Source organism: Methylobacterium terrae (assembly GCF_003173755.1).
GTDB lineage: Bacteria > Pseudomonadota > Alphaproteobacteria > Rhizobiales > Beijerinckiaceae > Methylobacterium > Methylobacterium terrae.
The window spans coordinates 741,850-765,255 of record NZ_CP029553.1 but is presented as its reverse complement, the minus strand read 5'-3'; the positions used below and the strand labels follow the sequence as shown (position 1 = coordinate 765,255).

Genomic DNA, 23,406 nt, shown 5'->3' with positions numbered 1-23,406 from the left:
GTCACCTGGACGACGCGGCGCGCGAGATTGTCCGCCCCTTCCGGCCTGCCGCATCTAGACCAGCACCGGCACCGCCTGTTGCGCGCCGACGCCGAAGACCCGCTTGTAGCGCTCGACCTCCTCCTCGGGCCCGAGCGCCTTGGTGGGATTGTCGGAGAGCTTCACGGTCGGGTGGCCGTTGGCCGAGATCACCTTGCAGACGATCGAGATCGGATCGAGGCGGCCGTCCGGCACCAGGCCGCGGAAATCGTTGGTGAGCAGCGTGCCCCAGCCGTAGCCGATGCGCAGGCGGCCGTGGAAGTGGCGGTGGATCCGCTCGATCACGTCGACGTCGAGCCCGTCGGAGAAGATCGCCAGCTTCTCGCGCGGGTTGCGGCCGTGCTTGGTCCACCAGGCGATCGCCTCCTCGCCGCCCGCGATCGGGTCCTTGGAATCGATGCGGATGCCGGTCCAGTCGGCCATCCAGGCGGGGCCGCGCTCGAGGAAGCCGGTGGTGCCGTAGGTGTCGGGCAGGATCACCAGGAGGTTGCCGGCGTAATCGCGCTGCCAGTCGGCGAGCACGAGGTAGGGCGCGCGGGCCAGTTCCTCCTCGCCCTCCGCCAGGGCCGAGTAGACCATCGGCAGTTCGTGAGCGTTGGTGCCCACCGCCTCGATGTCGTGGCGCAGCGCGATCAGGCAGTTCGAGGTGCCGAGAAAGCCGTTGCCCAAGCCCTCGATCATCGCCTCGACGCACCAGTCCTGCCACAGGAAGCCGTGGCGCCGCCGCGTGCCGAAATCGGCGATGGAGAGGCCCGGCAGGGCCTTCAGCCGCTCGATCTTCTCCCAGATCCGCGTCATCGCCCGGGCGTAGAGCACCTGGAGCTCGAACTTGCCCATGCCCTTGAGCACGCCGCGCGAGCGCAGCTCGTTGAGGATGGCGAGTGCGGGCACCTCCCACATCGTGGTCTCGATCCACGGGCCGTGGAAGGTGAGCACGTACTGGCCGTCCTGCTTCTCCAGCAGGTAGTCGGGGAAGCGGAAGTTCTCGAGCCAGTCCATGAAGTCCGGCGAGAACATCTGGCGCCGGCCGTAGAAGGTGTTGCCGCGCAGCCAGGTGGATTCGCCGCGGGTGAGCCGCAGCGACCGGCAATGGTCGAGCTGCTCGCGCAGCTCGCCCGGGTCGATCAGGTCGGCGAGACGGACCCGGCGGGTGCGGTTCTGGATCCCGAAGGTGACCGAGACGTTCCGGTGGCGCCGGAAGATCGTCTGGGCCATCAGGAGCTTGTAGAAATCCGTGTCGAGCACGGATCGGATGATCGGGTCGATCTTCCAGGTATGGTTGTAGACCCTGGTCGCGAGATCGAGCATCGCCCGTGCCTGCCTGATTCAGGACCGCTTCCTGCGAGCGGTCGCGCCGTCGCCCCTCGGGCGGGGCGACGGAGGGTGCGAAGCCGGCACGGTTCGGGCCGCCGAGTCAAGCGCCCGAGCCGGGGCGAGGGCCCGGGACGAGCGCCCGCCCGGTCTTATCCGCAATCCTCAGCGGGCGCCGAGGTCGACCGCCTTCTTCTCGGTCTTCGGCGACTCGCCGGTCACCGCGGCCTTCACGTAGCCGTAGAGGTGCAGCATCGTCGAGTTCGGGCTGTCCCAGTACTCGCCCTTCTCGGGATGGACGCGGATCAGCGCGATCGACGGGTCGTCCTTGCCGCCGGGGAACCAGGTCTTCAGGCTCTCGCTCCACTTGGCCTCGATCTTCGCCTTGTCGCGCACGATCTCGGCCTTGCCCGACACCGAGACGTAGTTCTGGCTCGACGGGTCGGAGTAGGACAGGTTGACCTGGTTGTCGCGGCCGATCTCGTTCGTCACCGGCGCGTCCTGCTTGACGAAGAACCACAGGTCGCCGGCCTCGTCCGCGTCCTGGTTCCACATCGGGCGGCTGCGCAGCTGCCCGTCGGAATCGGCCGTGGTCATCATCGCGATCTTCACGTCCTTGATCATCGCGAAGAGCTTCTGTGCGCCCTCGTGGTCGCGGTGGCTGCCCTGATGCATCCGTCGGTCTCCCTCGAACAAACGTCGCGAGCGGGCGGGCCCGCTCGAAGCTGCACGACAACGGGCGATGCCGGCTTTGGTTTCGGTTCCCCGCCGGCGAAACTCGGCCGTGATTTCGGCCGCGCCCGGCTCGCCGGGCGGGGGGAAGTCGCCTATCTGTGCGGGGACGGCGGCCGCGCGGCGGAACGCCGGCCAGTCCGACGCGAATGAAGAGTCCGTGATGAAGATCAGCGCGCGCAACCAGCTCGACGGCAAGGTCGTCGAGGTCAAGAAGGGCGCCACCACCGCCCATGTCCGGGTCGAGCTCGCCGGCGGGCAGGTCGTCACCGCGGCGATCACCAACGAATCCGCCGACGAGCTGGGCCTCGCTCCCGGCAAGACCGTGAAGGCGGTGATCAAGTCCAGCGACGTGATGATCGCCACGGACTGATTTTTCCAGACGATGCGGCCCGACCGGCGCTCCCTGCTCCTCGGCGCGGCCGCCCTCGCGGCGGCCCACGTGCCTGCACGTGCCGCCGATCCGTTGCGAGACGATGCCGGCCGGGTCCTCGACGGCTTGAAGCAACCCGTCGCCCGGGTGTTCCCCGCCGGTCCGCCGGCGGCGATCCTGCTCTACACGCTGGCGCCCGAAGTGCTGCTCGGCTGGCCGCGGGCGATCCGCCCGGCGGAGAGGCCCTACCTGCTGGCGCGATCCGCCGACCTGCCGGAGGTCGGGCGGCTCACCGGGCGCGGCAACACCGCCAACCTCGAATCGGTGCTGGCCGCGAAGCCCGACCTGATCCTCGACGTCGGCTCGACCGCCGAGACCTACCGCTCCCTCGCCGACCGGGTCCAGGGCCAGACCGGGATCCCGTACGCGCTCCTCGACGGGCGCCTCGCGGCCGCGCCCGCCACCTACCGCACCCTCGGCCGCCTCGTCGGGCGCGAGGCCGCGGCGGAGGCGCTCGCGAGCGTCGCCGAGCGCACCCTCACGACCATCCGCGAGCGCGTCGCCGCGGTGCCGGAGGACCGGCGCCCCCGGGTCTACCTCGCCCGCGGCCCCCGCGGCCTCGAGACCGCGCGGGCGGGCTCGATCAACGTCGAGGCGCTGGCGCTGATGGGCGCCGTCAACGTCGCGGGTCCCGGCGGCAGCCTGGCGCAGGTCTCGCCCGAGGACGTGGTGGCCTGGGCGCCCGAGGTGATCGTCGCCCTCGACCCCGCCTTCGCGGCCGCCGCCCGGCAGGACCCGCTCTGGCAGGCGACGCCGGCCCTGCGGGCGAACCGCCTGCACGTGAGCCCGTCGCTCCCCTTCGGCTGGGTCGATGCCCCGCCCTCGGTCAACCGCCTCGCCGGCCTGTGGTGGCTCGGCAAGGTCCTCTACCCGGCGCAGTTCCCCGAGGACATCCGCGGGATCGCCCGCGACCTCTACGGCCGGCTCTACCACGTGACGCCGGACGATCCCGCCCTCGAGCGCGTGCTGGCGGGAGCACCGTGAACGGCATCGCACTCGTGGGCGCCCGGGCGGTCCGGATCGGCGGGCCGTGGCTCGCGCTCCTCGCCCTGCTGCTCGCCGCCGCCCTCGCCTTCGGGGTCGGGCGCTACCCGGTCTCGCTCCTCGACGTCGCCCGGGTGCTCCTCGGGCGGCTGACCGGCCACGCCACGGACGTCGGACCGGCGGTCGAGGCGGTGGTGTGGCAGATCCGCGGTCCCCGCATCGCCGCCGCGATCCTGATCGGCGCGGCGCTCTCGGTCGCCGGCACCGCCTTCCAGGGCCTGTTCCGCAACCCCCTCGTCTCGCCCGACATCCTCGGCGCCTCCTCGGGGGCGGCGCTCGGCGCGGTCCTCGGCATCTGGCTCTCGCTGGGGGTGCTGGCGATCGAGGGGCTGGCCTTCGCGGGCGGGCTCCTGGCGGTCGCCTGCGTCTACGGGCTGGGCGCCGCCCTGTCGGGGCGCGATCCGGTGCTGGTGCTGGTGCTCGCCGGCGTCGTCATCGGCTCGCTGCTGGGGGCCGGCGTCGGGCTGATCAAGTACCTCGCCGACCCCTACAACCAGCTCCCGGCGATGACCTTCTGGCTGCTCGGGAGCCTGTCGGGCACGCACCCGTCCGACCTCCTGCCGCTCGCCGGTCCCGTGGCCCTCGGCACCGGGCTTCTCCTGCTCTTGCGCTGGCGCCTCGACGTCCTGTCGCTGCCGGACGAGGAGGCGCGCTCGCTCGGCCTCGCCACCGGCCCGCTGCGCATCGCCGTGGTGGCGGCCGCGACCCTCGTCACCGCGGCGAGCGTGGCCGCGGCCGGCATCGTCGGCTGGGTCGGGCTGGTGGTGCCGCACCTCGCCCGCTTCCTCGTCGGCCCCGGCTTCGGCCGGCTGATCCCGACCGCCGCCTTGCTCGGCGCCGGCACGCTGCTCACCATCGACACGCTCGCCCGCACCCTGGCCCCGGTCGAGGTGCCGCTCGGCATCCTCACCGCCGTCGTCGGCACGCCGGTCTTCCTCTGGCTGCTCGCCCGGGCGGAGCGGGACTGGTCGTGATCCTGCTCGACGCCGACGCCCTCGCCTTCGGCTATCCCGGCCGCGAGATCGGCCGCGATCTCTCGGTGCGGCTTACCGCCGGCGAGGCGCTGGCGCTGCTCGGCCCCAACGGCGGCGGCAAGACCACGCTGCTCAAGACCCTGCTCGGCCTGCTCCCCGCCTTGGGCGGAACCATCCGGGTCGAGGGCCGGCCGCTCGGCGATCTCACCGCCCGGGAGCGCGCGCGGGCCATGGCCTACGTGCCGCAGGCCGCCGCCAGCGCCTTCGCGTTCACGGCGCGCGCCGTGGTGCTGATGGGCCGCACCAGCCGCACCGGCCTCCTCTCCGCCCCGTCCCGGGCCGACCATGCGGCGGCGGAAGCGGCCCTGGCCCGGATGGGCATCGCCCACCTTGCCGAGCGCCCGGTGACGCGGCTCTCCGGCGGCGAGCGCCAACTGGTGCTGGTCGCCCGGGCGCTGGCCCAGGAACCCCGCATCGTCGTCCTCGACGAGCCGACCGCCAGCCTCGATTTCGGCAACCAGGGCCGGGTGATGGCCGAGATCCTGCGCCTGCGCGCCGACGGGCTCGGCCTCCTCTTCACCACCCACGACCCCAACCAGGCCGCCCGCTACGCCGACCGGGCGCTGCTCCTGCGCGGCGGCCGCCCCCTCGCCGCGGGGCCGGTGGCGGAGGTGCTGGACGCCCCGACCCTCGGCCGGCTCTACGGGGCGCCGGTCGAAGAGGTGCGGGACGGTGGCAGCGGGGCGCGGGCCTTCCTGCCGCGAGGGAATTTCCGGTAAGAGTGCGGATCGGAATCAGCGAGTGGGTCACCCGATGCGCATCCCAGCCGGGACCACGATGGCCGCCGAGGCCCTGCTCTTCGACATGGACGGGACGCTGGTCGACTCGACGGCCGTCATCACCGACCTGTGGCGGCGCTGGTGCGACCGGCACGGCGTCGATGCCGAGGCGCTGTTGCGGGTCTCGCATGGACGGCGCACGATCGAGACTGTTCGGCGTTTCGCACCGCCCGGCGTCGATCCTGAGGTAGAGGCCGCGGCTCTCACTGATGCCGCCGCGACGGCGTGCGACGGCTTCACCGCGATTCCCGGCGCCGTCGACCTGCTGCGCTCCCTTCCCAGCTCACGCTGGGCGATCGTCACCTCCGCCGATCGGGCCATCGCCCGATCCTGGCTCACACTCACCGGGCTGCCGATCCCCGAGGTGCTGGTGACGGCCGAGGATGTCGTCGCTGGCAAGCCCGATCCGGACGGCTACCTCCAGGCGGCCCGGCGCCTGGGCTGCGCGCCCGGGCGGAGCGTGGTGTTCGAGGACGCTCCGGCCGGTCTCGCGGCGGGCCGGGCCTCCGGCGCCCGAGTGGTGGCGCTCGCCACCACACTCGGTCCCGAGGACATGCACGACCACGACTGGGTGCCCGACCTCTCCGGGGTCACCTACACGCCGGAGATGAGCGGACAGCTGGCCTTCTCCGGCTGACCGTCTCCAGGGCGAGCCGCGGCCACGCGCTCAGCGCGGCGCCGGAGCCAGCGCCGCAGCCGTTTCCGCGGCGCGCACGAGGCCGACTAACTCCGCCCGGTAGCCGAACGGATCGTCGCCCCGTGCCCCGGCGGCGAGCCGCGCGACGTCCGCGTAGCGGAACGCGCCGGTATGGGTCCCGCCGCGCAGGATCTCGCCGAAGGCCGCGACGGCGGCGGCGAAGCGGGCCTCCTGCGGCGCCTCGGCGAGGGTCCTCGCCTCCCGGGCCTGATCGATCACCGCCTCGATCAGCCGGCTCGCCTCCGCGTCCGGCCGCTTGTAGCGGATCGCCACGTGGGCGTAGTCGCGCGATCCCGCCGCCGGCGCGGCGGGTTTGCCGGCGTAGCGCAGGTCGGGCATCGCCCGCGGACCGCCCACCGGCACCACCTCGTAGAGCGCGGTCACGCTCTGGCCCGAGCCGACCTCGCCCGCATCGACCCTATCGTTGGTGAAGTCGTCGCGGCGGAGCGCCCGTGTCTCGTAGCCGATCAGCCGGTACTCGGCGATCTCGCCCGGATTGAACTCGACCTGGATCTTCACGTCCTTGGCGGTCGGCACCAGGGTCGAGGTCGCCTCCTCCACCAGCACCTTGCGGGCCTCGTTCAGGGTATCGATGTACGCCGCCGCGCCGTTGCCGTTCTGCGCCAGCGCCTGCATCAGCGCGTCGTTGTGGTTGCCCATGCCGAAGCCGAGCACCGACAGGAAGATACCGGTCTCGCGCTTGCGGGCGACGAAGCCCTTCAGCTCGTCCCGGTCCGTGATGCCGAGGTTGAAGTCGCCGTCGGTGGCGAGCACCACCCGGTTGACGGCCTTGGCCTCGAAGCCCTGCTCGGCCAGTGCGTAGGCCTGGCGCAGGCCCTCGCCCCCGGCCGTGCCGCCGCCGGCCCCGAGCCCGTCGATCGCCGCCAGGATCTTCTGGCGCTCGCTCGCCGGGGTGGGAGGCAGCACCGTGCCGGCCGCGCCCGCGTAGGCCACGATCGCGACCCGGTCGCGGGCGTCGAGCTTCGTCAGCAGCAGGCCGAGCGCCTGCTTGACGAGCGGCAGCCGGTTCGGCCCCGCCATCGAGCCGGAGGTGTCGACGAGGAAGACGAGATTCGCCGGCGGCCGGGTCTCCGGCGCCACGGCGTAGCCCTTGATGCCGATCTGCACCAGCTTGCGCCCCTCGGCCCAGGGGCTCGGGAAGACCGAGGTGGTGATGCGGAACGGCTCCTCCGAGCTCGTCGGCGCCGGGTAGGCGTACGGGAAGTAGTTGATCATCTCCTCGACGCGCACGGCGTTCGGCGGCGGCAGCACGTTGCGGTTCAGGCTGGCGCGCACGAAGGCGTAGGAGGCGGTGTCGACGTCGATCGAGAAGGTCGAGACCGGCGCCTGCGCCACCGCCTGGAAGCCGCTCGGCCGGGCCTCCGGGAAGCGGTCGCGGCCGACGGGCTCGGCGGGGGCCGGGAGCGCGTCCGCAGCCGGGGCGACGCGCCTCGGCATCGGCGCCTGGAGGGCCAGCGCTCCGCGGCTCCGATCCCTTGCGAAGTCGCTGTAGGCCGGGTTGGCTTCGGGGAGCATCCGCTGGGCGAGCGGGGCCGGGGCGGCGGGTGGCGGCGGGGCGGCGGACCGCGCAGTATCGGCGGCGGCCGGAGCGGGCTCAGAAGATGGCGACGGTGCGGTCGCCTCAGGCGCCGGGGGCGCCTCGGCGCGCTCGCGCAGGATGGCCCAGGCAGCGGGCAGGCCGAGGGCGGCGACCAGGGTGGCGGCGACGAGGGGACGGGTGCGAAGCATGAGCGGGCCTCCCAGGGGGGATCGACGCTCCTTGCGACGCGCCGGCCCGGCGGAAGCTTGGCCCGTGGCGCGATCTTTCTCGCCGTGCGCGGCGTCGAACCGGGCCAGAGCCGCGGCGAGCGCCCGCTCGCGGGCCTCGGCGGAGGGGACCGGCGCGGGCGGCAGGCAATCGGTGTCAGGCGCCATGGCGCTCCTCCGGATCGGTCGTGAGCGGATCGCTCTTCAGGCGGCGGCGGGCCTCGTGCAGGCGCCAGGACACCGTGGCCTCGGCGACGCCGAGGGCGTGAGCCGCCTCGGCATGGGTCAGCCCCTCGCCCGCCACGAGCACGACGGTCTCGCGCAAGCGCGGATCGAGGCGGGCGAGCGCCCCGGCGAGCCAGGCGCGGCGATGGAGGTCGCGCCCGTCGGGCGCGGGGCCGAGGCGCAGCAGCACGCCCAATCCCTCCTTCATCCGCGCCAGCGTGGTGCGGCGGCGGTGATGGTCGCGGCAGGCATTGACGACGATGCCGAACAGCCAGGTCGAGACCCGGGCCTCGCCGCGAAACCCCGCGATCCGCTCCACCAGGGCGCAGCACACCTCCTGCACCACGTCCTCGGCGTCGTGGCGCGAGCCGGTCATGCGCCAGGCGATGCGGTGCATGCGGTCGTAGTGGCGCCGCAGCAGCGCCTCGAAGGCCGTGCGGTCCCCCCGCGCCGCCCGGGCGGCGAGGTCGGCATCGGGATCCGGCGGCGCCGTCCCGGGCGGGGGCCCGGCCCCCGTCATGTCCATCTGTGTCGCGAGCGGCTGCATGCCCGAGGTTCCGCCTCCGTCGCGCGGCCGGCCGGCCCCGCTCCGATCCGTCAGACGCGGCAGGCCGCGCCATCCTTGGCGGAGGTTCGACGATTTTTTGGGCGGATTCGCAGCGGGCGCGGCACGGGCCCACGCCGCCCCCCACCGATGGCCGTTCCCGCCGCGCTGGCGTTTCGCGGCGCAGGGGTTACATGACGCGGGAACGGATACGGGTTGCGGACAGGAGCGAGGCGACGTGGCGATCACCCGGGACGACGTGCTGAAGGCGCTCGCGGGCGTGACGGTCGATGCGGCGGGAACCAGCCTGCCGGCCTCCGGTCGCCTGTCGGAGATCGTCATCGACCCCTCCGGCCGGGTTGTGTTCTCGATCGGCATCGCGCCGCCGGAGGCCAAGGCCTTCGAGGCGGTGCGGCAGGCGGCCGAGATCGCGGTTCTCAAGCTGCCCGGCGTCAAGGCGGCGCTCGCGAGCCTCACCGCCGAGCGCGGACCCGGCGCGAGTCCCGCTCCGCGCCCCGCCGCTCCGGGTGCGCCGCAAGGCGGCCCGCAGGGCGGTCCCCGCCCCGGCCCGGCCCTGCCGGGGGTGCGCCACATCGTGGCGGTGGCCTCGGGCAAGGGCGGCGTCGGCAAGTCGACCACCGCCTGCAACCTCGCCCTGGCTTTGCGCGCGCAAGGGCTCAAGGTCGGGCTGCTCGACGCCGACATCTACGGCCCCTCGGTCCCGAAGCTCTTCGGCCTCGACCGCAAGCCCGAGACGATCAACACGCCGCAAGGCCAGCGCATCGTGCCGCTCAACGGCTACGGCCTCGCGGTGATGTCGATCGGCTTCCTGATCTCCGCCGACACGGCGATGATCTGGCGCGGCCCGATGGTGCAGTCGGCCCTGACGCAGCTCCTGCGCGAGGTCGCCTGGGGCGAGCTCGACGTCCTGATCGTCGACATGCCCCCCGGCACCGGCGACGCGCAGCTGACGCTCGCCCAGGCCACGCCGCTCGCCGGCGCGGTGATCGTCTCGACGCCGCAGGACCTGGCGCTCATCGACGCCCGGCGCGCCGTGACGATGTTCCGCCGGGTCGAGGTGCCGATCCTCGGCGTGGTCGAGAACATGGCGACCTTCGTCTGCCCGCATTGCGGCGGCACCTCGCACATCTTCGGCCATGGCGGCGCCCGCCACGAGGCCGAGACCCTCGGCGTGCCGTTCCTGGGCGAGGTGCCCTTGAACATGACGATCCGCGAATCCTCCGATTCCGGCCGTCCCGTCGTGGCGGTCGATCCCGACGGGCCGCAGGCCGCCGCCTACCGGGCGATTGCTTCGGCGCTCTGGACGAATCTCAGCGGCGGCGCCGGCCCGCGCCCGGCGCCCCGGATCGTGATCGAGTGAGTGTTCCCCCGACCCTCGGGGTGATCCTGGCCGGCGGGCTCTCCCGCCGGATGGGCGGCGGCGACAAGCCGCTGCTGCGGCTGGGCGACAAAACGCTGCTCGAGCGGGTGGCGGAGCGTCTGCGCCCGCAATGCGCCGCCGGGCTGATCCTCAACGCCAACGGCGATGCAGGCCGGTTTCGCGCCTTCACGGGCTTCGTGGTGCCGGATTCGATCCCCGACGCGCCGGGCCCCCTCGCCGGCGTGCTCGCCGCCCTCGACTTCTGCGCCGCGCACCACCCGGACGTTCCTTACGTCGCGAGCGTCGCCGGCGACACGCCGTTCCTGCCCCACGACCTCGTCGCCCGCCTGCACGCGGCACGCGCCCGCGACGGCGTCGAGATGGCGGTCGCGGCCTCGGGCGGGCAGCTGCATTTCGTGAACGGGGTCTGGGCGGTGGGCTTGCGCCACGACCTGCGGGCGGCGCTCGTCGAGCGGGGCCTGCGGCGGGTCGGCATGTGGATCGCCCGCCACAACGCCGCGGAGGCGGCGTGGGCGACGGAGCCGGTGGACCCGTTCCTGAACCTCAACACGCCGGAGGATTTTTTCGCGGCGGAGCGGCTGGTGGCGGGCGAAGGTGGTCTGCCGATCCAGTACAGCTCGGAACCGTAACCCTCCCCTCTCTGCGGGGGAGGGTGCCCGGCTGCGAGTGCGAAGCACTCGTGCGCCGGGCGGGAGAGGGGACGCCGCTTCCGGAAACGACTGAACCGTTCCGAAGGGCGTCGCCTGGAGCAGCGTCGCGCTGCCCTCTCCCGGCTCGCATCCGCTCGCCACCCTCCCCCGCAGAGGGGGGAGGGTTCACCCGCGCATCTCGACAGGCGACAGCCTGCCGAAACGAAGGCTTACGCCTCGACGCGCATCGTCTTGATCGTGTCGGGGTCGCGCACGGGCTCGCCGCGCTTGATCTGGTCGATCACGTCCATGCCCTCAACGACCTTGCCCCACACCGTGTACTGCTTGTCGAGGAAGCGGGCGTCGGCAAAGCAGATGAAGAACTGCGAGTTGGCCGAGTGCGGGAAGTTGGTGCGGGCCATCGAGCAGGTGCCGCGCACGTGGGGCTCGGCGTTGAACTCGGCCTTCAGGTCCGGCAGGTCGGAGCCGCCGGTGCCGGTGCCGGTCGGGTCGCCGGTCTGGGCCATGAAGCCATCGATGACGCGGTGGAACGGCACGCCGTCGTAGAAGCCCTGCTCCGAGAGGGTCGTGATCCGCTCGACGTGGTTGGGGGCAAGGTCGGGGCGAAGCTGGATGACCACACGGCCCTTGCTGGTCTCCATCACGAGTCGGTTGCTGTCGGTCATGGTCGGTCTCCTTGATTCGGACCAGGGTAGACGAAACGCAGGGCGATGGGACGCCCCGCGACGGCGCCGCCGAGCCCCGCCGTCAGCCGCGCCGGGGTACAGCGGGCGAGCGACGCCAGGGTCTCGGCGACGAGCGCGTCCCGCCGCCGGGGCGGAACGCGCGTGAAGGTGATCCGCGGGGTGCCCTGAAGGCTGCCGTCGCGCCGCAGCGCGAAGCGCGCGGTGATCGCGGCCGTCCCGAGATCGGACGGCGGCCGCCAGCAGGCGGCGAGCCGGGGATAGAGGCCCGCGAGGGTGTCGGCGGGCCCCTCCGGCGCCGCCACCGGCACCCGCACGGTCGCCCGCAGGGTGGTCGGCAGCGAGAGCACGGAGGGGTTGTCGTACACGTCGAACTGCGCGGCGGCGGGCGAGGCCGACAGGGCCAGCGCGAGGCCGGCGTAACGAAACCCGCCGGGCAAGGCCTACTGGCCGTCCTGCGCCAGGCTCATCCGGACGATCTTGTCCGGGTTCTGCACGCTGCCGTTCTGGGCCGAGGAGCCCTTCTTGATCTTGTCGACCACGTCCATGCCCGAGGTCACCTCGCCCACCACCGTGTACTGGTTGTTGAGGAACGAGGCGTCGCCGAAGCAGATGAAGAACTGCGAGTTGGCCGAGTTCGGGTCCTGCGAGCGGGCCATGCCGACGGTGCCGCGCTTGAACGGCGCCTTGGAGAACTCCGCCGGGATGTTCGGCAGGTCGGACTTGCCCATGCCGGTGCCGGTCGGGTCGCCGGTCTGGGCCATGAAGCCGTCGATCACGCGGTGGAACACGATGCCGTTGTAGAAGCCGCGCTTCGTCAGCGCCTTGAGCTGCTGGACGTGCTTGGGCGCGAGGTCGGGGCGCAGCTGGATGGTGATCCGGCCGTCCTTGGTGTCGAGGTAGACGGTGTTCTGGTCGGGCGCGGCGCTCGCCGGGGGGCTAAGGCCGAGGGCGGCGACGGACAGCACCAGGGCTGCGAGCCAGCGGATCATCGGGTGTCTCCTGGATGGAAGAAGGGCCGCGTCAGGCGGGCGGGGCGAAGCGGGCACGAAGGCGGTCGGCCACCGCCGCGGGCACGAAGGGCCGCACGTCGCCGCCCATGGCGGCGATCTGGCGGACCAGGGTGGCGGTGATCGGCCGCACGCCGGTCGAGGCCGGCAGGAACACGGTCTGCACCTCCGGCGCCATGGCGCCGTTCATGCCGGCGAGCTGCATCTCGTAGTCGAGATCGGTGCCGTCCCGCAAACCGCGGATGAACAGGCTGGCGCCGTGCCGGCGCGCCGCCGCCACCGCGAGGTCGGCGAAGGTGACGACCTCGAGCGCGGTGCCGGTCTCGGCGGCGAGCGGGCCGCAGGTGGCCCGGATCAGGTCCGCCCGCTCCTCGGCGGTGAAGAGCGGGGCCTTGCCCGGATGCACGCCGATCGCCACCACGAGGCGGCCGACCAGGCGGCAGGCCTGGCGCACCACGTCGAGATGGCCGTTGGTCACCGGATCGAAGGAGCCGGCATAGAGCGCGGTGCGGTTCATCGTGGTCCCCCTAGAGCATTTTCGGGCTCGACGGAACCGCCCGCCCCTTCCCGCCTCATCTCGCAAGGCCTCGCTTGGCCCGCCTCGCTTGGCCCGCCTTACTTGGCCCGCCTCACTTCGTCACCGCGCCGACCAGCGGTCCGAGCGGCCGGCTCAGGTCCTGGCGGCCGAGCGACGGGGCGTAGAGGCTCGACACGCTGCCGTCGAGGAACAGCGCGTTGGGGCAGCCGAGCGCGTCGCGAAACAGCCGCGCGAAGGCCCCGAAGCTCACCGGCGCCTCCGAGATCGCGAACACCGCGGTATGCCCGTCCGGCCGCACGCCGACGCCGTTGCGGATCTTCTGCGACGGCCCGTCCTCGGAGATCTTGGGATGGATGCGGTTGCCGATCACCAGCATCGGGCCGGACTGCGTGGCGAACTCGGCCCGGGGATGCGCCTTCAGGTAGCGCCCGGTCTCGAGCACCCCGGCGCGATCGCCCGCGACGTAGAACACGCCGTTGGGCTTCATGTGGAAGTTGCCCGGGCCGTTGGCGGTGTTGGCCGCCTTCAGCTCGCGCCCTTCCTCGACGTAGAGGCCGACGGGCGCGAGGCCGGTATCGTACATGCCGGCATTCATCGCGAAGGCGAGGTGCGCCCCCTGCTGGCCGGCGAGCCGCGAGAGCGAGCCATAGGGCAGGCCGTCGGGACCGCGCCAGAAGAGCTTCACCCGGGCACGCCGCAGGTCGACGGTGCAGACGGCATAGGCCTGGCCCTCGTGGCTCTGCGGCCGGCACAGGGCCGCCGGAGCGGACGGAGCCGCCGCAGGGGCAGGGCTGGGCGCCGCAGGGGCAGGGCCGGCCGACAGCCAGCACAGGCCCGCTCCGAGCAGCAACGCCCCGATCCGTCCCGCCACTCCCACCATGTGTCTCTCCGCTCCTCGTCTGCCCATCTTGGTCCGCACATCTTGGCCCGACGGCCGGTTTTCGGGATACCGGTATAGAGCGATCGTGACGTTTTGCAGCACGAACCGACCATCGTGCTTCGGCGTTCTGACAGCCTGGGGGCGCACGGTTCTCGCGATCAGGAGATCGGATCATGAAAGGCATGTTGGCGGCGTCGGCGGCCCTCGCGGGCGCGCTGCTGGTTGTGCCGGCCACCGCCGAGGCGCGCGGCGGCTTCGGCGGTGGCGGATTCCGGGGCGGCGGCGGCTTCGGCGGCTTCCATGGCGGCGGGTTCCGGGGCGGGTTCGGCGGCGGCGGCTTCGGCCGGGGCTTCGGCGGCGGCTACCGCGGCGTGGGCTTCGGCGGCTACCGGGGCGGCTTCGGCGGCTATCGCGGCGTGGGCTTCGGCGGCTGGCGCGGCGGCTATGGGGGCTGGCGCGGGGGCTACGGCTATCGCCGCGGCTACGGCTGGGGCGCGGCCGGCCTCGGGCTCGGCGTCGGGCTCGGCCTCGCGGCGGCCACGGCCTACCCGTATTACGGCGGCTACGGCTACGGCGGGTACGGCTATGCCCCCGTCGGTTATTACGGCGGCGGCTACGATTACGGCTATGGCGGCGGCTGCTACGAGGTGCCCCGGGTGCGCTGGACGCCCTACGGCTACCGCCGCGTTCTCGTGACCCGCTGCTACTGAGCGGCGGACCGGCCGCGATTCGGACGAGGGCCGCCCGCGCAGGGCGGCCCTTTTTTGTGGTGGGTTCCGGTGTTCGTGGCGGGGTGTCGTGGCGGGCCCGTCAGTTCCGGCGTCCTGACGCCTCATCCTGCCGCATCGGCATGGCGTCGATCGTCGAGAAGAGCCGCTCGGCCGGGATCGGCTCGGCGGCGGTGAGCTTCGCCCCGCCGTCCTTGCCGACCAGCACCGCCCGGAAGCCGGTCGCCGGCAGGCCGAGGCGGCGGCGTAAGGAAGCGGCCTCCCTCCCCTCCCCGATCGCCCGCACCACCACGAGGTCGCGCTCGCGCATCCCGGGCGCCGCCGCCTCGGCGATGCGGCCCTGCGCGGCGGCGCGGGGATCGTCGGCATCGGCCGCGATCACCAGCACCCGGGACTTCCAGCGGTAGCGGTCGAGGTCGGAGCCGGCGGCGAGCGCCGGCACGGACGCGGCGACGAGGAGCGCGCCGGCGAGGAGCGAGGACGGGAGCATGCCGGACCCTTTCGCGGATCGCCCCGGACGGGCCGTCCGGAGGCTCCTTCTCGAAGTAAAGCCCTGGCACCCCGCCGCCAGCGCGACGTTGACGCGCGGGGCCGACCGACCCAAGTGCGGACCGGTGCCGGGCGCGGCCGCGGTCGCTCCGGCTCGAAACATCCCTGCAGGGAGGTCCCCGCATGTCCGACGTGAACCGCCGCATCGTCCTGGCGTCCCGGCCCCACGGCGAGCCGAATCCGTCCCATTTCCGCATCGAGCGCAGCGCGGTCCCGGTCGCGCACGAGGGCGAGGTGCTGCTGCGCAACCGCTACCTCTCCCTCGATCCCTACATGCGCGGCCGGATGAGCGCGGCGAAATCCTACGCCAAGCCGGTCGAGATCAACGAGGTGATGGTCGGCGCCACGGTGGCGGAGGTGGCGGCCTCGCACCATCCGGGCTTCTCCGTCGGCGACACGGTGCTGGCCTATGGCGGCTGGCAGGATTTTGCCGTGTCGAACGGCCAGGGCCTGCGCAAGCTCGATGCCGCGGCAGCCCCCGTCACCACGGCGCTCGGGGTGCTCGGCATGCCGGGCATGACCGCCTATACGGGCCTCCTCACCATCGGGGCGCCGAAAGCCGGCGAGACCGTGGTGGTGGCCGCCGCGACCGGCCCGGTCGGCTCCCTCGTCGGGCAGATCGCCAGGCTGAAGGGGGCCCGCACGGTCGGCATCGCCGGCGGGCCCGACAAGTGCCGCCATCTCACCGAGGAGCTCGGCTTCGACGCGGCGGTGGATCATCGCGGGAGCGACCTGCCGGGCGCGCTGGCGGCCGCCTGCCCGGACGGCATCGACGTCTACTTCGAGAATGTCGGCGGCGCGGTGTTCGACGCGGTGCTGCCGCTCCTCAACGACTTCGCCCGCATCCCGGTCTGCGGCCTCGTCGCCAACTACAACATGACCGAGCTGCCCCCCGGCCCCGACCGGGTGCCGGCGGTGATGCGGGCGGTCCTGAGCAAGCGCCTGACCTTCCGCGGCTTCATCGTCTGGGACTTCGCCGACCAGGAACAGGCCTTCCTCTCCGACGTCGGCCAGTGGCTGCGCGAGGGCCGGATCCGCTACCGCGAGGACGTGGTCGAGGGGCTGGAGAGCGCGCCCGAGGCGTTCATCGGCCTGCTCAAGGGCCGCAACTTCGGGAAGCTGGTGGTGAAGCTGTAGGCGTCACTCCTCCGGGGGACGCCGCGCCAGCGCGCGCAGCGCCCCCCGGAAGGTGCGCACGTCCTGCTCGGTCATCGCCATGCGGTGGAACATGTCGCGCATGTTGCGGATCATGCCGTCGCGCTTCGCCGGCGGGTAGTAGCCGGCGGCGTCGAGGTCGGCCTCCAGGCTCTGGAACAGTGAGATCAGGGCCTCGCGCGGCGCCGGCCCCGAGCGCATCGCGCCGGAGAACGGCAGCGCCGCCCGGCCGGCGGCCCGGCGCCACTCGTAGCCGACGAGGAGCACGCTCTGGGCGAGGTTGAGCGAGGCGTGCTCCGGATCGACCGGGAAGGTGACGATGGCATCGGCGAGCGAGACCTCGTCGTTCGACAGCCCGACCCGCTCGCGCCCGAACAGGATGCCGACCCGCTCCCCCGCGGCGAGCCGCCCGGCCGCCTCCGCCATCCCCTCGTCGGGCCCGAAGACCCGCTTCATCTGACCCCGCTCCCGCGCCGTGGTGGCGAGCACGTAGTTCAGGTCGGCCAGGGCCTCGGCGATGGTGGGAAAGACGGTCGTGCCGTCGAGGACGTGGGTGGCGCTCGAGGCGGTCTCGCGCACCCCCTTCATCGGCCAGCCGCCCTTCGGGGCGACGAGGCGCAGGGCGTCGAGCCCGAAATTCCCCATCGCGCGGGCGGTCATGCCGATATTCTCGGCGAGCTGCGGCTCGACCAGGATGATGACGGGGCGGGGCGTGGTGGTCATGGTTCACGCACTCTCAACGCGGCGAGCCGGCCGGCCAGCCGGTCGAAATCCTCGGGGCAGCGCTGCCGGATGCGGTCGACGCGCTTCGCCGCCTCGATCCCGAGCGTGCGGCGCCCGCCGCCCGGCTCCGACGTCAGTCGACGAGCGGCGGCCAGGGGCGCGAAATGGCGCTCCTTCACGTCGCGCTCGGCGCGGATCGCCGCCCAAGGCGCCGATCCCGGCCGGTCGAGGCCGGCGAGCGCCCAGGTCTCCAGCTCCTCCCACGCCTCGCAAGCGAGGAAGCAGACGAGCGGCGCGAAGCGGGCCTCGATGGCGTCGAGGCGGGCTCGGCGATGCGGGCTGGCGTCCCGGTCGACGCAGAGCAGGAAGACGTCGACCATGCCGCGGTAGCGGTCGACCACCTCCTGCAACCGCTCCGGCTTCAGCGCCTCGTCGATGCCGCCGATGAGCGGATCGAGACAGACCTTCAGCTTCGGCCGCGCGAAGCCGAGCGAGGCGAGGAGCGCCGTCAGGATCGGAGCGAGGAGGTGCTGGTCGTTGCGAAAATCCTCGGGAATCACGAGGAATCTCATTCGGCGGCCTCGGCCGGGTCGTCGAAGTAGAGCGCATCCTCGAACCAGCCGGAAGAGTGCAGCCGGCCGAGGGTCTGGGTTTTTCGCAAGTCGGCGATGCGCGGCAGCTCGCCGACCCGGCGGATCACCGACCCGCCGGCCCCGGGCGGTCGATACACGACCGACGTGCTCTCGAAGGTCTTGTCGCCGACGAGGGTAAGCAGGTCGGGCGAATGGGTGGTGGTCACGACCTGGAGCGTGGATTCGGCGACGCGGCGCTCGATCAGGTCGATCAGCACCCGCATCCGCGACGGGTGCAGGCCGGTATCGATCTCCTCGAAGAAGAACAGGCTGCGGCCGGAATCCGATAGCAGGGCCGCCGCCATGGCGAGGAAGCGGAGCGTCCCGTCCGAGGCGCTGAAGGCCGAGATCCGCCCGCCCTCGGCGTCGCGCAGGAACAGGATGACGCGACCCGTCGCGTCGCTCTCGAACTCGAAATCGGTGATTTCGAGCGGCGTCAGCTCGGAGATCCAGGCGATGAGGGCGTGCTTGCGCTCGGGGTCGAGGCAGAGGGCTTGCAGGACGGTCGCGAGGTTCTCGCCGCTCTCGCCGAGAACCGTCTGCCCGGGGAACGAAGGCCGGCGCATGGCTTCGGGGGAGAGGTCGAGGAAGCGGATGGCGGCGAGGGTGGCGGCAACTTGCTCGATCGTGTTGCGCAGATACTGTGGGACATCGTGCCAAGCCGTAAGTTGCGTCAGGATCGGCCGATCGCTTCGAAGGACAGCCCGATTGAGGTAGCCATGATCGTCCGTTGTACCAATCACAACCATCGGATCGCCTCTAAGCCATAGACCAACATCGCGCCCGAACGGCGCATTCAGAGTATGAAATACTGCTTGTGCCTCCTCTCCAGTCTCTAACTGAAGAGACTCTGCCCCCACATAGAATCGACCATCCACATCTTCGCGCGGTACGATAATCTTATAGCGAAATTGGCTGCCGCTCGCGGCCCTGCCGACTATTTCGAGAGCAAAGTTCGACTGTCCAAACCTGACGATTTCGGACGCAGTCCCCCGCAGCGGTCCCCACTCGCGATACCCGCCCTCACCATACTTCCCGCCAATGATCTCCGGCAGCGTGTACCCCCGCCCGATCCCATGCAGGAATCGGAACGCATCCCGCAGGTTGCTCTTCCCGCTGGCATTCACCCCGACGACGACCGTCAGCCCGCCGACCGTGAGGGTGGCGTCGGCGAAGCTCTTGAAATTGCGAAGGTGCAGGCTCTCGATCATGGTCCGGCGCGGAGGGCTCGACCCGGCTTACCGATATCGGAAACCGGGCTTGAAATGAAGCGGCCGGCCGAGAACGGGAACCCACCGGCCCCGATCCGTGTTGTTAGAGCGGACCTCCTTGCAGCCCCGGCGCCCCCGCGCCGGGGCTTTTTTCGCGACGCCCAGGAAAAACCATTCCGTCCCGGCGCTTCCCCCTGTTTGTGCAGCGCGCTATGACCGCGCCACGGCCGGCCGCTTAGCCAACGCGGGCTTGTGGGCGGCCCCCGGATCACGGAAGGCTGGATCAGACATGGCGAAGATCAAGGTGGCGAACCCCGTCGTCGAGCTCGACGGCGACGAGATGACCCGGATCATCTGGCAGTCCATCAAGGACAAGCTGATCCATCCCTACCTCGACGTTCCGCTGGAATACTACGACCTCGGGGTCGAGCATCGCGACGCCACCAACGACAAGGTGACGATCGAGGCCGCCGAGGCGATCAAGAAGCACGGCGTCGGCGTGAAGTGCGCCACCATCACCCCGGACGAGGCCCGGGTGAAGGAGTTCAACCTCAAGGAGATGTGGAAGTCGCCGAACGGCACGATCCGCAACATCCTGGGCGGCGTGATCTTCCGCGAGCCGATCATCTGCAAGAACGTGCCGCGCCTGGTGCCGGGCTGGACCCAGCCGATCGTGGTGGGCCGCCACGCCTACGGCGACCAGTACCGCGCCACCGACTTCAAGGTCCCGGGCAAGGGCCGCATGACGGTCAAGTTCGAGGGCGACGACGGCACCGTCATCGAGCGCGAGGTGTTCAAGTTCCCGGGCGCCGGCGTCGCCCTGTCGATGTACAACCTCGACGAGTCGATCCGCGACTTCGCCCGCGCGTCGATGAACTACGGCCTCGCCCGCAAGTTCCCGGTCTACCTCTCGACCAAGAACACCATCCTGAAGGCCTATGACGGCCGGTTCAAGGACATCTTCGAGGAGGTGTACGAGGCCGAGTTCAAGTCGCGGTTCCAGTCGGCCGGCATCACCTACGAGCACCGCCTGATCGACGACATGGTCGCCTCGGCCCTGAAGTGGTCCGGCGGCTACGTCTGGGCGTGCAAGAACTACGACGGCGACGTGCAGTCGGACACCGTGGCGCAGGGCTTCGGCTCGCTCGGCCTGATGACCTCGGTGCTGCTCACCCCCGACGGCCAGACCGTCGAGGCCGAGGCCGCCCACGGCACGGTGACCCGCCACTACCGCGAGCACCAGAAGGGCAAGGAGACCTCGACCAACTCGATCGCGTCGATCTTCGCCTGGACCCGCGGCCTGTCGCACCGCGCCAAGCTCGACGGCAACGCCGATCTCGCCAAGTTTGCCGAGACCCTCGAGAAGGTCTGCGTCGACACCGTCGAGGCCGGCTTCATGACCAAGGACCTCGCGCTCCTCGTCGGCCCGGACCAGAAGTGGCTCTCGACCACCGGCTTCCTCGACAAGATCGACGAGAACCTGAAGACCGCCATGACGGCGTGAGCCGTTGCCAATATATCTAACGCGAAGTGAATTTCGCGCTTGCTAATCGAGGGCGCGCCTGCTTTGTTGGGCGCGCCCTTTTCTTTGAGGCAAGCGATGGCACTCGGTGAGATCGGACCAGTCTCGGGGTTTGCAAAATCCGCCGCAGGATTGTCCCGCAACCCCCTCGGCACCATCTCCCTCTTCGTCGTCCTGATCTACGCCTTCGCAGCGCTCGTCTCCGTCGGCGGATCATTCACGCCTGGCGAACGAATCATTCTTGTTTACTTTATTTCTATATTTCCATTTGTTGTTATTTCGATATTTGCATGGCTTGTTGCTTATCACAGCAAGGATCTATACAGCCCAGGCGACTTCACAAACCAGGCGCATTACGTGGAGATGCATCTCCAGTCTAAGCTGCAAGCCGCGGCTTCGCTGACAGCTGCCATCTCGAAGGACAGCGCGACGGCGTCGCAGACACAGATCAACGACGTCGTGAAGGCTGTGCAAAATTCGTCGACCATCGCCAGCGAGCCGGAAGGCTGGCGGCGCTGCATCCTGTGGGTCGATGACCGGCCGGACAACAACAGGTACGAGCGGAAGGCTTTCGAGGCGATGGGCATCCACTTCGTCCTGTCGGAAACGACCGAGGATGCTCTCAGACAGCTGAAGTCCCGCAGATTCGCTACCGTGATTTCGGATATGGGGCGGCGCGAGGGACCGCAGGAGGGCTATGTCCTGCTCGACGCGTTACGCGCCTTCGACAGGACAACGCCGCTGTTCTTCTACGCCTCGTCGAACGCGCGAGAGCACAAGGAAGAGACGGCACGGCACGGCGGACAGGGCTGCACCAACGACGCTCAGGAACTGTTCCGGATGGTGATGAATGCTATCGTCACGCGGAAACCCTGACACGACGCGGAAGCGCACGCTTGCATTCGCTGAAACTATTAATTTATTTTGATTCCCCCTCATCTCCTACCCGCGACCCTATCCTAGGAGCCTGTTTGAGCGCGATTTTCTCGCTCAAGGCTTGAGGCAGTTTTGATCATCCTGCCCAGTCACCTCATCCTGAGTTGTCCGGCGATCGAAGATCGCACAGGAGGGAGTCCCGAAGGAGGGCTCCAGGGATCTCAGCGACTTCTGGAGCCCTCCTTCGAGGTCAGTCGATCTTCGATCGACTGACACCTTAGGATGAGGTAAAATGGCAGGATATCCCATAAATTCCACCATATTGCCTGAGTACAATCCGCTCAAACCGGCTCTAAGGTGCATGCCTTTTAATGTGCGGATGAAACGAGCCTCGAAGGAGGCTTCCGCTGCGCTCCGGCACCTCAGGACGAGGTCGCAGGTGGGACGAGGTAGGAGATGCGGGGAACTAGACGTACCGCCCGGCTCCCGCCGCCCCTTGGACGGCTCACGTCACCCCGGTCGGCCCGTCGAGCACCGCGCGCACCCGCCGCGCCAGCTCCATCCGGCGGTAGGGCTTGTTGATGATCTCGAACTCGGTGCCGCCGGCGTCGGTCCGCTCGAGCGAGGCCTCGGCGTAGCCGGTGGTGAGCAGCACCTTGAGCCGGGGCTGGCGGCGGCGCGCCTCGCGGGCGAGCATCACGCCGTTCATGCCGCCGGGCATGATCAGGTCGGAGAACAGGAGGTCGACCTTGTCGCCGCCGTCGAGGAGCTCGAGCGCCTGGCGGCCGTCGGTGGCGAGCAGGGTGGTGTAGCCGAAGTCGCGCAGGATCGCCCGGGCGAGCTCGGCGACGTCGCGGCGGTCGTCGACGACCAGGATCGTCTCGGTGCCGGAGCGCTGGTCGGCCCGCTGCCCGGGGCCGGGGGCCGGGCGCTCCTCGCTGTCGCTCATCGGGAAGTAGAGCCGCACCGTGGTGCCGTGGCCCGACCGCGATTCGATCACGACGGTGCCGCCGGACTGCTTGGCGAAACCGTACACCATGGCGAGGCCGAGGCCGGTGCCGCGGCCCTCCTCCTTGGTGGTGAAGAACGGCTCCATGACGCGCGACAGGATCTCCGGCGCCATGCCGTCGCCGCTGTCGGTGACCCCCACCGAGACGTAGCGCCCGGGCTGGGCCAGGCCGGAGGGCAGATCGTCCGCCGTGAAGGCGTGGTTCTCGGTCCGGAGCGTCACGGTGCCGCCGCCCGGCATCGCGTCGCGGGCGTTGATCAGGATGTTGAGGAGCGCGACCTCGGTCTGGGTCGGGTCGAGGCGGGCGTTCCACAGGCCCTCCGCGAGCTCCGCCTCGACGGCGATCTCCTCGCCGAGGGTGCGCCCGGCGAGGTCGCGCATGCCCTCGACCAGGTTGTTGAGGTTCACCGCCCGCCCGTCGAGGCGCTGCTTGCGGGCGAAGGCGAGCAGCTGCTGGGTCAGGGTCGTGGCGCGCTCGGCGGCGTTGCGGATGTTGTCGACCGCCCGGGTCATCCGGCGGGGGTCGGTCGCCGGGTCCTCGAGGCCCGATTGCAGGATGTCGACGTAGCCGACCACGACCTGCAGCAGGTTGTTGAAGTCGTGGGCGATGCCGCCGGTGAGCTGGCCCAGGGCCTCCATCTTCTGCGACTGGCGCAGCGCCTCCTCGGCGTCGCGCCGGCGCGACACGTCGAGCTGCGAGCCGAAGAAGTAGACCAGCTCGCCGGTCGGGTCGTAGACCGGCGAGATGAACAGCGCGTTCCAGAAGGTCGAGCCGTTCTTGCGGTAGTTCAGAATCTCGGTCGCGATCTCCTCGCGCGCCGCGATGGCGCGACGCACCTCCGCCACCGTCTCGCGGTCGGTCTCGGGGCCCTGCAGGAAGCGGCAGTTGCGGCCGACGAGCTCCTCGGGCGCGTAGCCGGTCATCGCCCGGAAGGCCTGGTTGGCGAAGATGATCGGGTTGTCGGGCTGGCGCGGATCGGTGACGATCATCGGCATCCGCGTCATCTCGACGGCGGCGAAGAAGATGTCGCTGTGGTGGTCCGCGACGTCGGTGGGCACGTCCGCCACGGTCGGCCGGATTCCGAGTTCGGTCGGCGTTCGCTTCACACTCATCGTCGCTCCGATGGCCCGCAGACCGAAGTCCCGCGCCCGCCCGGGATCCTACACCCGGCGTTGGTGCACAACCGTAAATGCCGCGGATCGCGACCGCGCCCCCGTGCGGGGGACGGTCCC

25 protein-coding genes are annotated in these 23,406 nt (G+C 70.9%); 11 read left to right on the top strand and 14 right to left on the bottom strand.

Features of this window, described 5'->3' with window-relative positions:
- Window positions 1-54: 54 nt before the first annotated feature.
- Window positions 55-1,347 carry a nicotinate phosphoribosyltransferase gene (locus DK419_RS03405; protein ID WP_109957847.1) on the bottom strand — a complete coding sequence of 431 codons (1,293 nt, stop codon included), beginning with the start codon at window positions 1,345-1,347 and terminating at the stop codon, window positions 55-57.
- Window positions 1,348-1,515: 168 nt separating this feature from the next.
- Window positions 1,516-2,025 carry a pyridoxamine 5'-phosphate oxidase family protein gene (locus DK419_RS03400; RefSeq protein ID WP_109957846.1) on the bottom strand — a complete coding sequence of 170 codons (510 nt, stop codon included), beginning with the start codon at window positions 2,023-2,025 and terminating at the stop codon, window positions 1,516-1,518.
- Between the two features lie 220 nt (window positions 2,026-2,245).
- Here DK419_RS03400 and DK419_RS03395 point away from each other — a divergent pair, with 220 nt between their 5' ends.
- From DK419_RS03395 to DK419_RS03375, 5 genes are read left to right on the top strand one after another with little or no spacing between them, the layout of a single operon-like run.
- Entirely contained in the window at window positions 2,246-2,455 is a 210-nt protein-coding gene (locus tag DK419_RS03395; RefSeq protein ID WP_048427261.1) for a TOBE domain-containing protein, read from the top strand.
- A 12-nt stretch (window positions 2,456-2,467) separates the two neighbouring features.
- Window positions 2,468-3,499, top strand: coding sequence for an ABC transporter substrate-binding protein (locus tag DK419_RS03390; protein ID WP_109957845.1), 1,032 nt, complete (start codon window positions 2,468-2,470; stop codon window positions 3,497-3,499).
- Window positions 3,496-4,533 carry a FecCD family ABC transporter permease gene (locus DK419_RS03385; protein ID WP_109957844.1) on the top strand — a complete coding sequence of 346 codons (1,038 nt, stop codon included), beginning with the start codon at window positions 3,496-3,498 and terminating at the stop codon, window positions 4,531-4,533. The genes DK419_RS03390 and DK419_RS03385 overlap by 4 nt, the downstream gene beginning before the upstream one ends.
- Window positions 4,533-5,312: an ABC transporter ATP-binding protein gene (locus DK419_RS03380; RefSeq protein ID WP_425352657.1), complete on the top strand. Its 780-nt coding sequence runs from the start codon at window positions 4,533-4,535 to the stop codon at window positions 5,310-5,312. The genes DK419_RS03385 and DK419_RS03380 overlap by 1 nt, the downstream gene beginning before the upstream one ends.
- A gap of 58 nt (window positions 5,313-5,370) precedes the next feature.
- Window positions 5,371-6,009 (top strand): HAD family hydrolase, encoded by a 639-nt coding sequence (locus tag DK419_RS03375; protein ID WP_208642275.1) that lies wholly within the window; start codon window positions 5,371-5,373, stop codon window positions 6,007-6,009.
- A 30-nt stretch (window positions 6,010-6,039) separates the two neighbouring features.
- Here DK419_RS03375 and DK419_RS03370 read toward each other — a convergent pair whose 3' ends face one another.
- Together DK419_RS03370 and DK419_RS03365 are read right to left on the bottom strand one after the other, a co-directional pair.
- On the bottom strand, window positions 6,040-7,818 hold the full coding sequence (locus tag DK419_RS03370) for a vWA domain-containing protein (protein ID WP_109962105.1): 1,779 nt from the start codon (window positions 7,816-7,818) through the stop codon (window positions 6,040-6,042).
- Window positions 7,819-7,993: 175 nt separating this feature from the next.
- Window positions 7,994-8,608, bottom strand: a complete 615-nt coding sequence (locus DK419_RS03365) for an RNA polymerase sigma factor (RefSeq protein ID WP_109957841.1) — start codon at window positions 8,606-8,608, stop codon at window positions 7,994-7,996.
- A 235-nt stretch (window positions 8,609-8,843) separates the two neighbouring features.
- On the opposite strand from DK419_RS03365, the gene DK419_RS03360 reads away from it, so the two are divergent.
- Together DK419_RS03360 and mobA are read left to right on the top strand one after the other, a co-directional pair.
- The gene (locus DK419_RS03360; protein ID WP_109957840.1) at window positions 8,844-9,986 is read left to right on the top strand and encodes an Mrp/NBP35 family ATP-binding protein; all 1,143 of its coding nucleotides are present in this window, start codon (window positions 8,844-8,846) and stop codon (window positions 9,984-9,986) included.
- Window positions 9,983-10,636, top strand: a complete 654-nt coding sequence (mobA, locus tag DK419_RS03355; RefSeq protein ID WP_109957839.1) for a molybdenum cofactor guanylyltransferase MobA — start codon at window positions 9,983-9,985, stop codon at window positions 10,634-10,636. The genes DK419_RS03360 and mobA overlap by 4 nt, the downstream gene beginning before the upstream one ends.
- A gap of 230 nt (window positions 10,637-10,866) precedes the next feature.
- On the opposite strand, the gene DK419_RS03350 is transcribed toward mobA, so the two are convergent.
- The 5 genes from DK419_RS03350 to DK419_RS03330 form a co-directional block, all read right to left on the bottom strand.
- Window positions 10,867-11,322 carry a peptidylprolyl isomerase gene (locus tag DK419_RS03350; RefSeq protein ID WP_109957838.1) on the bottom strand — a complete coding sequence of 152 codons (456 nt, stop codon included), beginning with the start codon at window positions 11,320-11,322 and terminating at the stop codon, window positions 10,867-10,869.
- A complete protein-coding gene (locus tag DK419_RS03345) occupies window positions 11,319-11,780 on the bottom strand; it encodes a hypothetical protein (RefSeq protein WP_425352631.1) in 462 nt (153 codons plus the stop codon). Before DK419_RS03345 ends, DK419_RS03350 begins: the two co-directional genes overlap by 4 nt.
- 3 nt (window positions 11,781-11,783) lie before the next feature.
- A complete protein-coding gene (locus tag DK419_RS03340) occupies window positions 11,784-12,332 on the bottom strand; it encodes a peptidylprolyl isomerase (RefSeq protein WP_109957837.1) in 549 nt (182 codons plus the stop codon).
- Between the two features lie 31 nt (window positions 12,333-12,363).
- Window positions 12,364-12,867: a pantetheine-phosphate adenylyltransferase gene (coaD, locus tag DK419_RS03335; protein WP_109957836.1), complete on the bottom strand. Its 504-nt coding sequence runs from the start codon at window positions 12,865-12,867 to the stop codon at window positions 12,364-12,366.
- A gap of 112 nt (window positions 12,868-12,979) precedes the next feature.
- Window positions 12,980-13,768 (bottom strand): phosphodiester glycosidase family protein, encoded by a 789-nt coding sequence (locus tag DK419_RS03330; RefSeq protein WP_109957835.1) that lies wholly within the window; start codon window positions 13,766-13,768, stop codon window positions 12,980-12,982.
- A gap of 173 nt (window positions 13,769-13,941) precedes the next feature.
- On the opposite strand from DK419_RS03330, the gene DK419_RS03325 reads away from it, so the two are divergent.
- Window positions 13,942-14,478 carry a hypothetical protein gene (locus tag DK419_RS03325; protein WP_109957834.1) on the top strand — a complete coding sequence of 179 codons (537 nt, stop codon included), beginning with the start codon at window positions 13,942-13,944 and terminating at the stop codon, window positions 14,476-14,478.
- Between the two features lie 100 nt (window positions 14,479-14,578).
- Here the strand turns inward: DK419_RS03325 and DK419_RS03320 are convergent, their stop codons facing one another.
- Window positions 14,579-14,986 (bottom strand): DUF4174 domain-containing protein, encoded by a 408-nt coding sequence (locus DK419_RS03320; protein ID WP_109957833.1) that lies wholly within the window; start codon window positions 14,984-14,986, stop codon window positions 14,579-14,581.
- 182 nt (window positions 14,987-15,168) lie between these two features.
- On the opposite strand from DK419_RS03320, the gene DK419_RS03315 reads away from it, so the two are divergent.
- Entirely contained in the window at window positions 15,169-16,182 is a 1,014-nt protein-coding gene (locus DK419_RS03315) for an NADP-dependent oxidoreductase (RefSeq protein ID WP_109957832.1), read from the top strand.
- A 3-nt stretch (window positions 16,183-16,185) separates the two neighbouring features.
- Here the strand turns inward: DK419_RS03315 and DK419_RS03310 are convergent, their stop codons facing one another.
- The 3 genes from DK419_RS03310 to DK419_RS03300 are packed head-to-tail and all read right to left on the bottom strand — an operon-like array spanning window position 16,186 to window position 18,766.
- Window positions 16,186-16,923 carry an RNA methyltransferase gene (locus DK419_RS03310; RefSeq protein ID WP_109957831.1) on the bottom strand — a complete coding sequence of 246 codons (738 nt, stop codon included), beginning with the start codon at window positions 16,921-16,923 and terminating at the stop codon, window positions 16,186-16,188.
- The gene (locus DK419_RS03305) at window positions 16,920-17,495 is read right to left on the bottom strand and encodes a hypothetical protein (protein WP_109957830.1); all 576 of its coding nucleotides are present in this window, start codon (window positions 17,493-17,495) and stop codon (window positions 16,920-16,922) included. Before DK419_RS03305 ends, DK419_RS03310 begins: the two co-directional genes overlap by 4 nt.
- The gene (locus DK419_RS03300; protein WP_109957829.1) at window positions 17,492-18,766 is read right to left on the bottom strand and encodes an AAA family ATPase; all 1,275 of its coding nucleotides are present in this window, start codon (window positions 18,764-18,766) and stop codon (window positions 17,492-17,494) included. The genes DK419_RS03305 and DK419_RS03300 overlap by 4 nt, the downstream gene beginning before the upstream one ends.
- A gap of 289 nt (window positions 18,767-19,055) precedes the next feature.
- On the opposite strand from DK419_RS03300, the gene DK419_RS03295 reads away from it, so the two are divergent.
- Together DK419_RS03295 and DK419_RS03290 are read left to right on the top strand one after the other, a co-directional pair.
- Window positions 19,056-20,270 carry an NADP-dependent isocitrate dehydrogenase gene (locus tag DK419_RS03295; protein WP_109957828.1) on the top strand — a complete coding sequence of 405 codons (1,215 nt, stop codon included), beginning with the start codon at window positions 19,056-19,058 and terminating at the stop codon, window positions 20,268-20,270.
- A gap of 96 nt (window positions 20,271-20,366) precedes the next feature.
- Complete coding sequence (locus DK419_RS03290; protein WP_109957827.1) at window positions 20,367-21,164, top strand: response regulator; 798 nt, start codon at window positions 20,367-20,369, stop codon at window positions 21,162-21,164.
- Between the two features lie 505 nt (window positions 21,165-21,669).
- Here the strand turns inward: DK419_RS03290 and DK419_RS03285 are convergent.
- Entirely contained in the window at window positions 21,670-23,286 is a 1,617-nt protein-coding gene (locus DK419_RS03285) for a hybrid sensor histidine kinase/response regulator (RefSeq protein ID WP_109957826.1), read from the bottom strand.
- Window positions 23,287-23,406 lie beyond the last annotated feature (120 nt).

Excerpts from the sequence above, each read along its gene's own strand:
- coaD (WP_109957836.1), bottom strand. The coding sequence starts at position 12,867 with ATGAACCGCACCGCGCTCTATGCCGGCTCCTTCGATCCGGTGACCAAC.
- DK419_RS03295 (WP_109957828.1), top strand. The coding sequence starts at position 19,056 with ATGGCGAAGATCAAGGTGGCGAACCCCGTCGTCGAGCTCGACGGCGAC.
- DK419_RS03370 (WP_109962105.1), bottom strand. The coding sequence starts at position 7,818 with ATGCTTCGCACCCGTCCCCTCGTCGCCGCCACCCTGGTCGCCGCCCTC.
- DK419_RS03325 (WP_109957834.1), top strand. The coding sequence starts at position 13,942 with ATGAAAGGCATGTTGGCGGCGTCGGCGGCCCTCGCGGGCGCGCTGCTG.
- DK419_RS03290 (WP_109957827.1), top strand. The coding sequence starts at position 20,367 with ATGGCACTCGGTGAGATCGGACCAGTCTCGGGGTTTGCAAAATCCGCC.
- DK419_RS03300 (WP_109957829.1), bottom strand. The coding sequence starts at position 18,766 with ATGATCGAGAGCCTGCACCTTCGCAATTTCAAGAGCTTCGCCGACGCC.
- DK419_RS03350 (WP_109957838.1), bottom strand. The coding sequence starts at position 11,322 with ATGACCGACAGCAACCGACTCGTGATGGAGACCAGCAAGGGCCGTGTG.
- DK419_RS03405 (WP_109957847.1), bottom strand. The coding sequence starts at position 1,347 with ATGCTCGATCTCGCGACCAGGGTCTACAACCATACCTGGAAGATCGAC.
- DK419_RS03375 (WP_208642275.1), top strand. The coding sequence starts at position 5,371 with ATGGCCGCCGAGGCCCTGCTCTTCGACATGGACGGGACGCTGGTCGAC.
- DK419_RS03365 (WP_109957841.1), bottom strand. The coding sequence starts at position 8,608 with ATGCAGCCGCTCGCGACACAGATGGACATGACGGGGGCCGGGCCCCCG.
- DK419_RS03340 (WP_109957837.1), bottom strand. The coding sequence starts at position 12,332 with ATGATCCGCTGGCTCGCAGCCCTGGTGCTGTCCGTCGCCGCCCTCGGC.
- DK419_RS03395 (WP_048427261.1), top strand. The coding sequence starts at position 2,246 with ATGAAGATCAGCGCGCGCAACCAGCTCGACGGCAAGGTCGTCGAGGTC.
- DK419_RS03315 (WP_109957832.1), top strand. The coding sequence starts at position 15,169 with ATGTCCGACGTGAACCGCCGCATCGTCCTGGCGTCCCGGCCCCACGGC.
- DK419_RS03330 (WP_109957835.1), bottom strand. The coding sequence starts at position 13,768 with ATGGTGGGAGTGGCGGGACGGATCGGGGCGTTGCTGCTCGGAGCGGGC.
- DK419_RS03320 (WP_109957833.1), bottom strand. The coding sequence starts at position 14,986 with ATGCTCCCGTCCTCGCTCCTCGCCGGCGCGCTCCTCGTCGCCGCGTCC.
- DK419_RS03390 (WP_109957845.1), top strand. The coding sequence starts at position 2,468 with ATGCGGCCCGACCGGCGCTCCCTGCTCCTCGGCGCGGCCGCCCTCGCG.
- DK419_RS03305 (WP_109957830.1), bottom strand. The coding sequence starts at position 17,495 with ATGAGATTCCTCGTGATTCCCGAGGATTTTCGCAACGACCAGCACCTC.
- DK419_RS03285 (WP_109957826.1), bottom strand. The coding sequence starts at position 23,286 with ATGAGTGTGAAGCGAACGCCGACCGAACTCGGAATCCGGCCGACCGTG.
- DK419_RS03400 (WP_109957846.1), bottom strand. The coding sequence starts at position 2,025 with ATGCATCAGGGCAGCCACCGCGACCACGAGGGCGCACAGAAGCTCTTC.
- DK419_RS03310 (WP_109957831.1), bottom strand. The coding sequence starts at position 16,923 with ATGACCACCACGCCCCGCCCCGTCATCATCCTGGTCGAGCCGCAGCTC.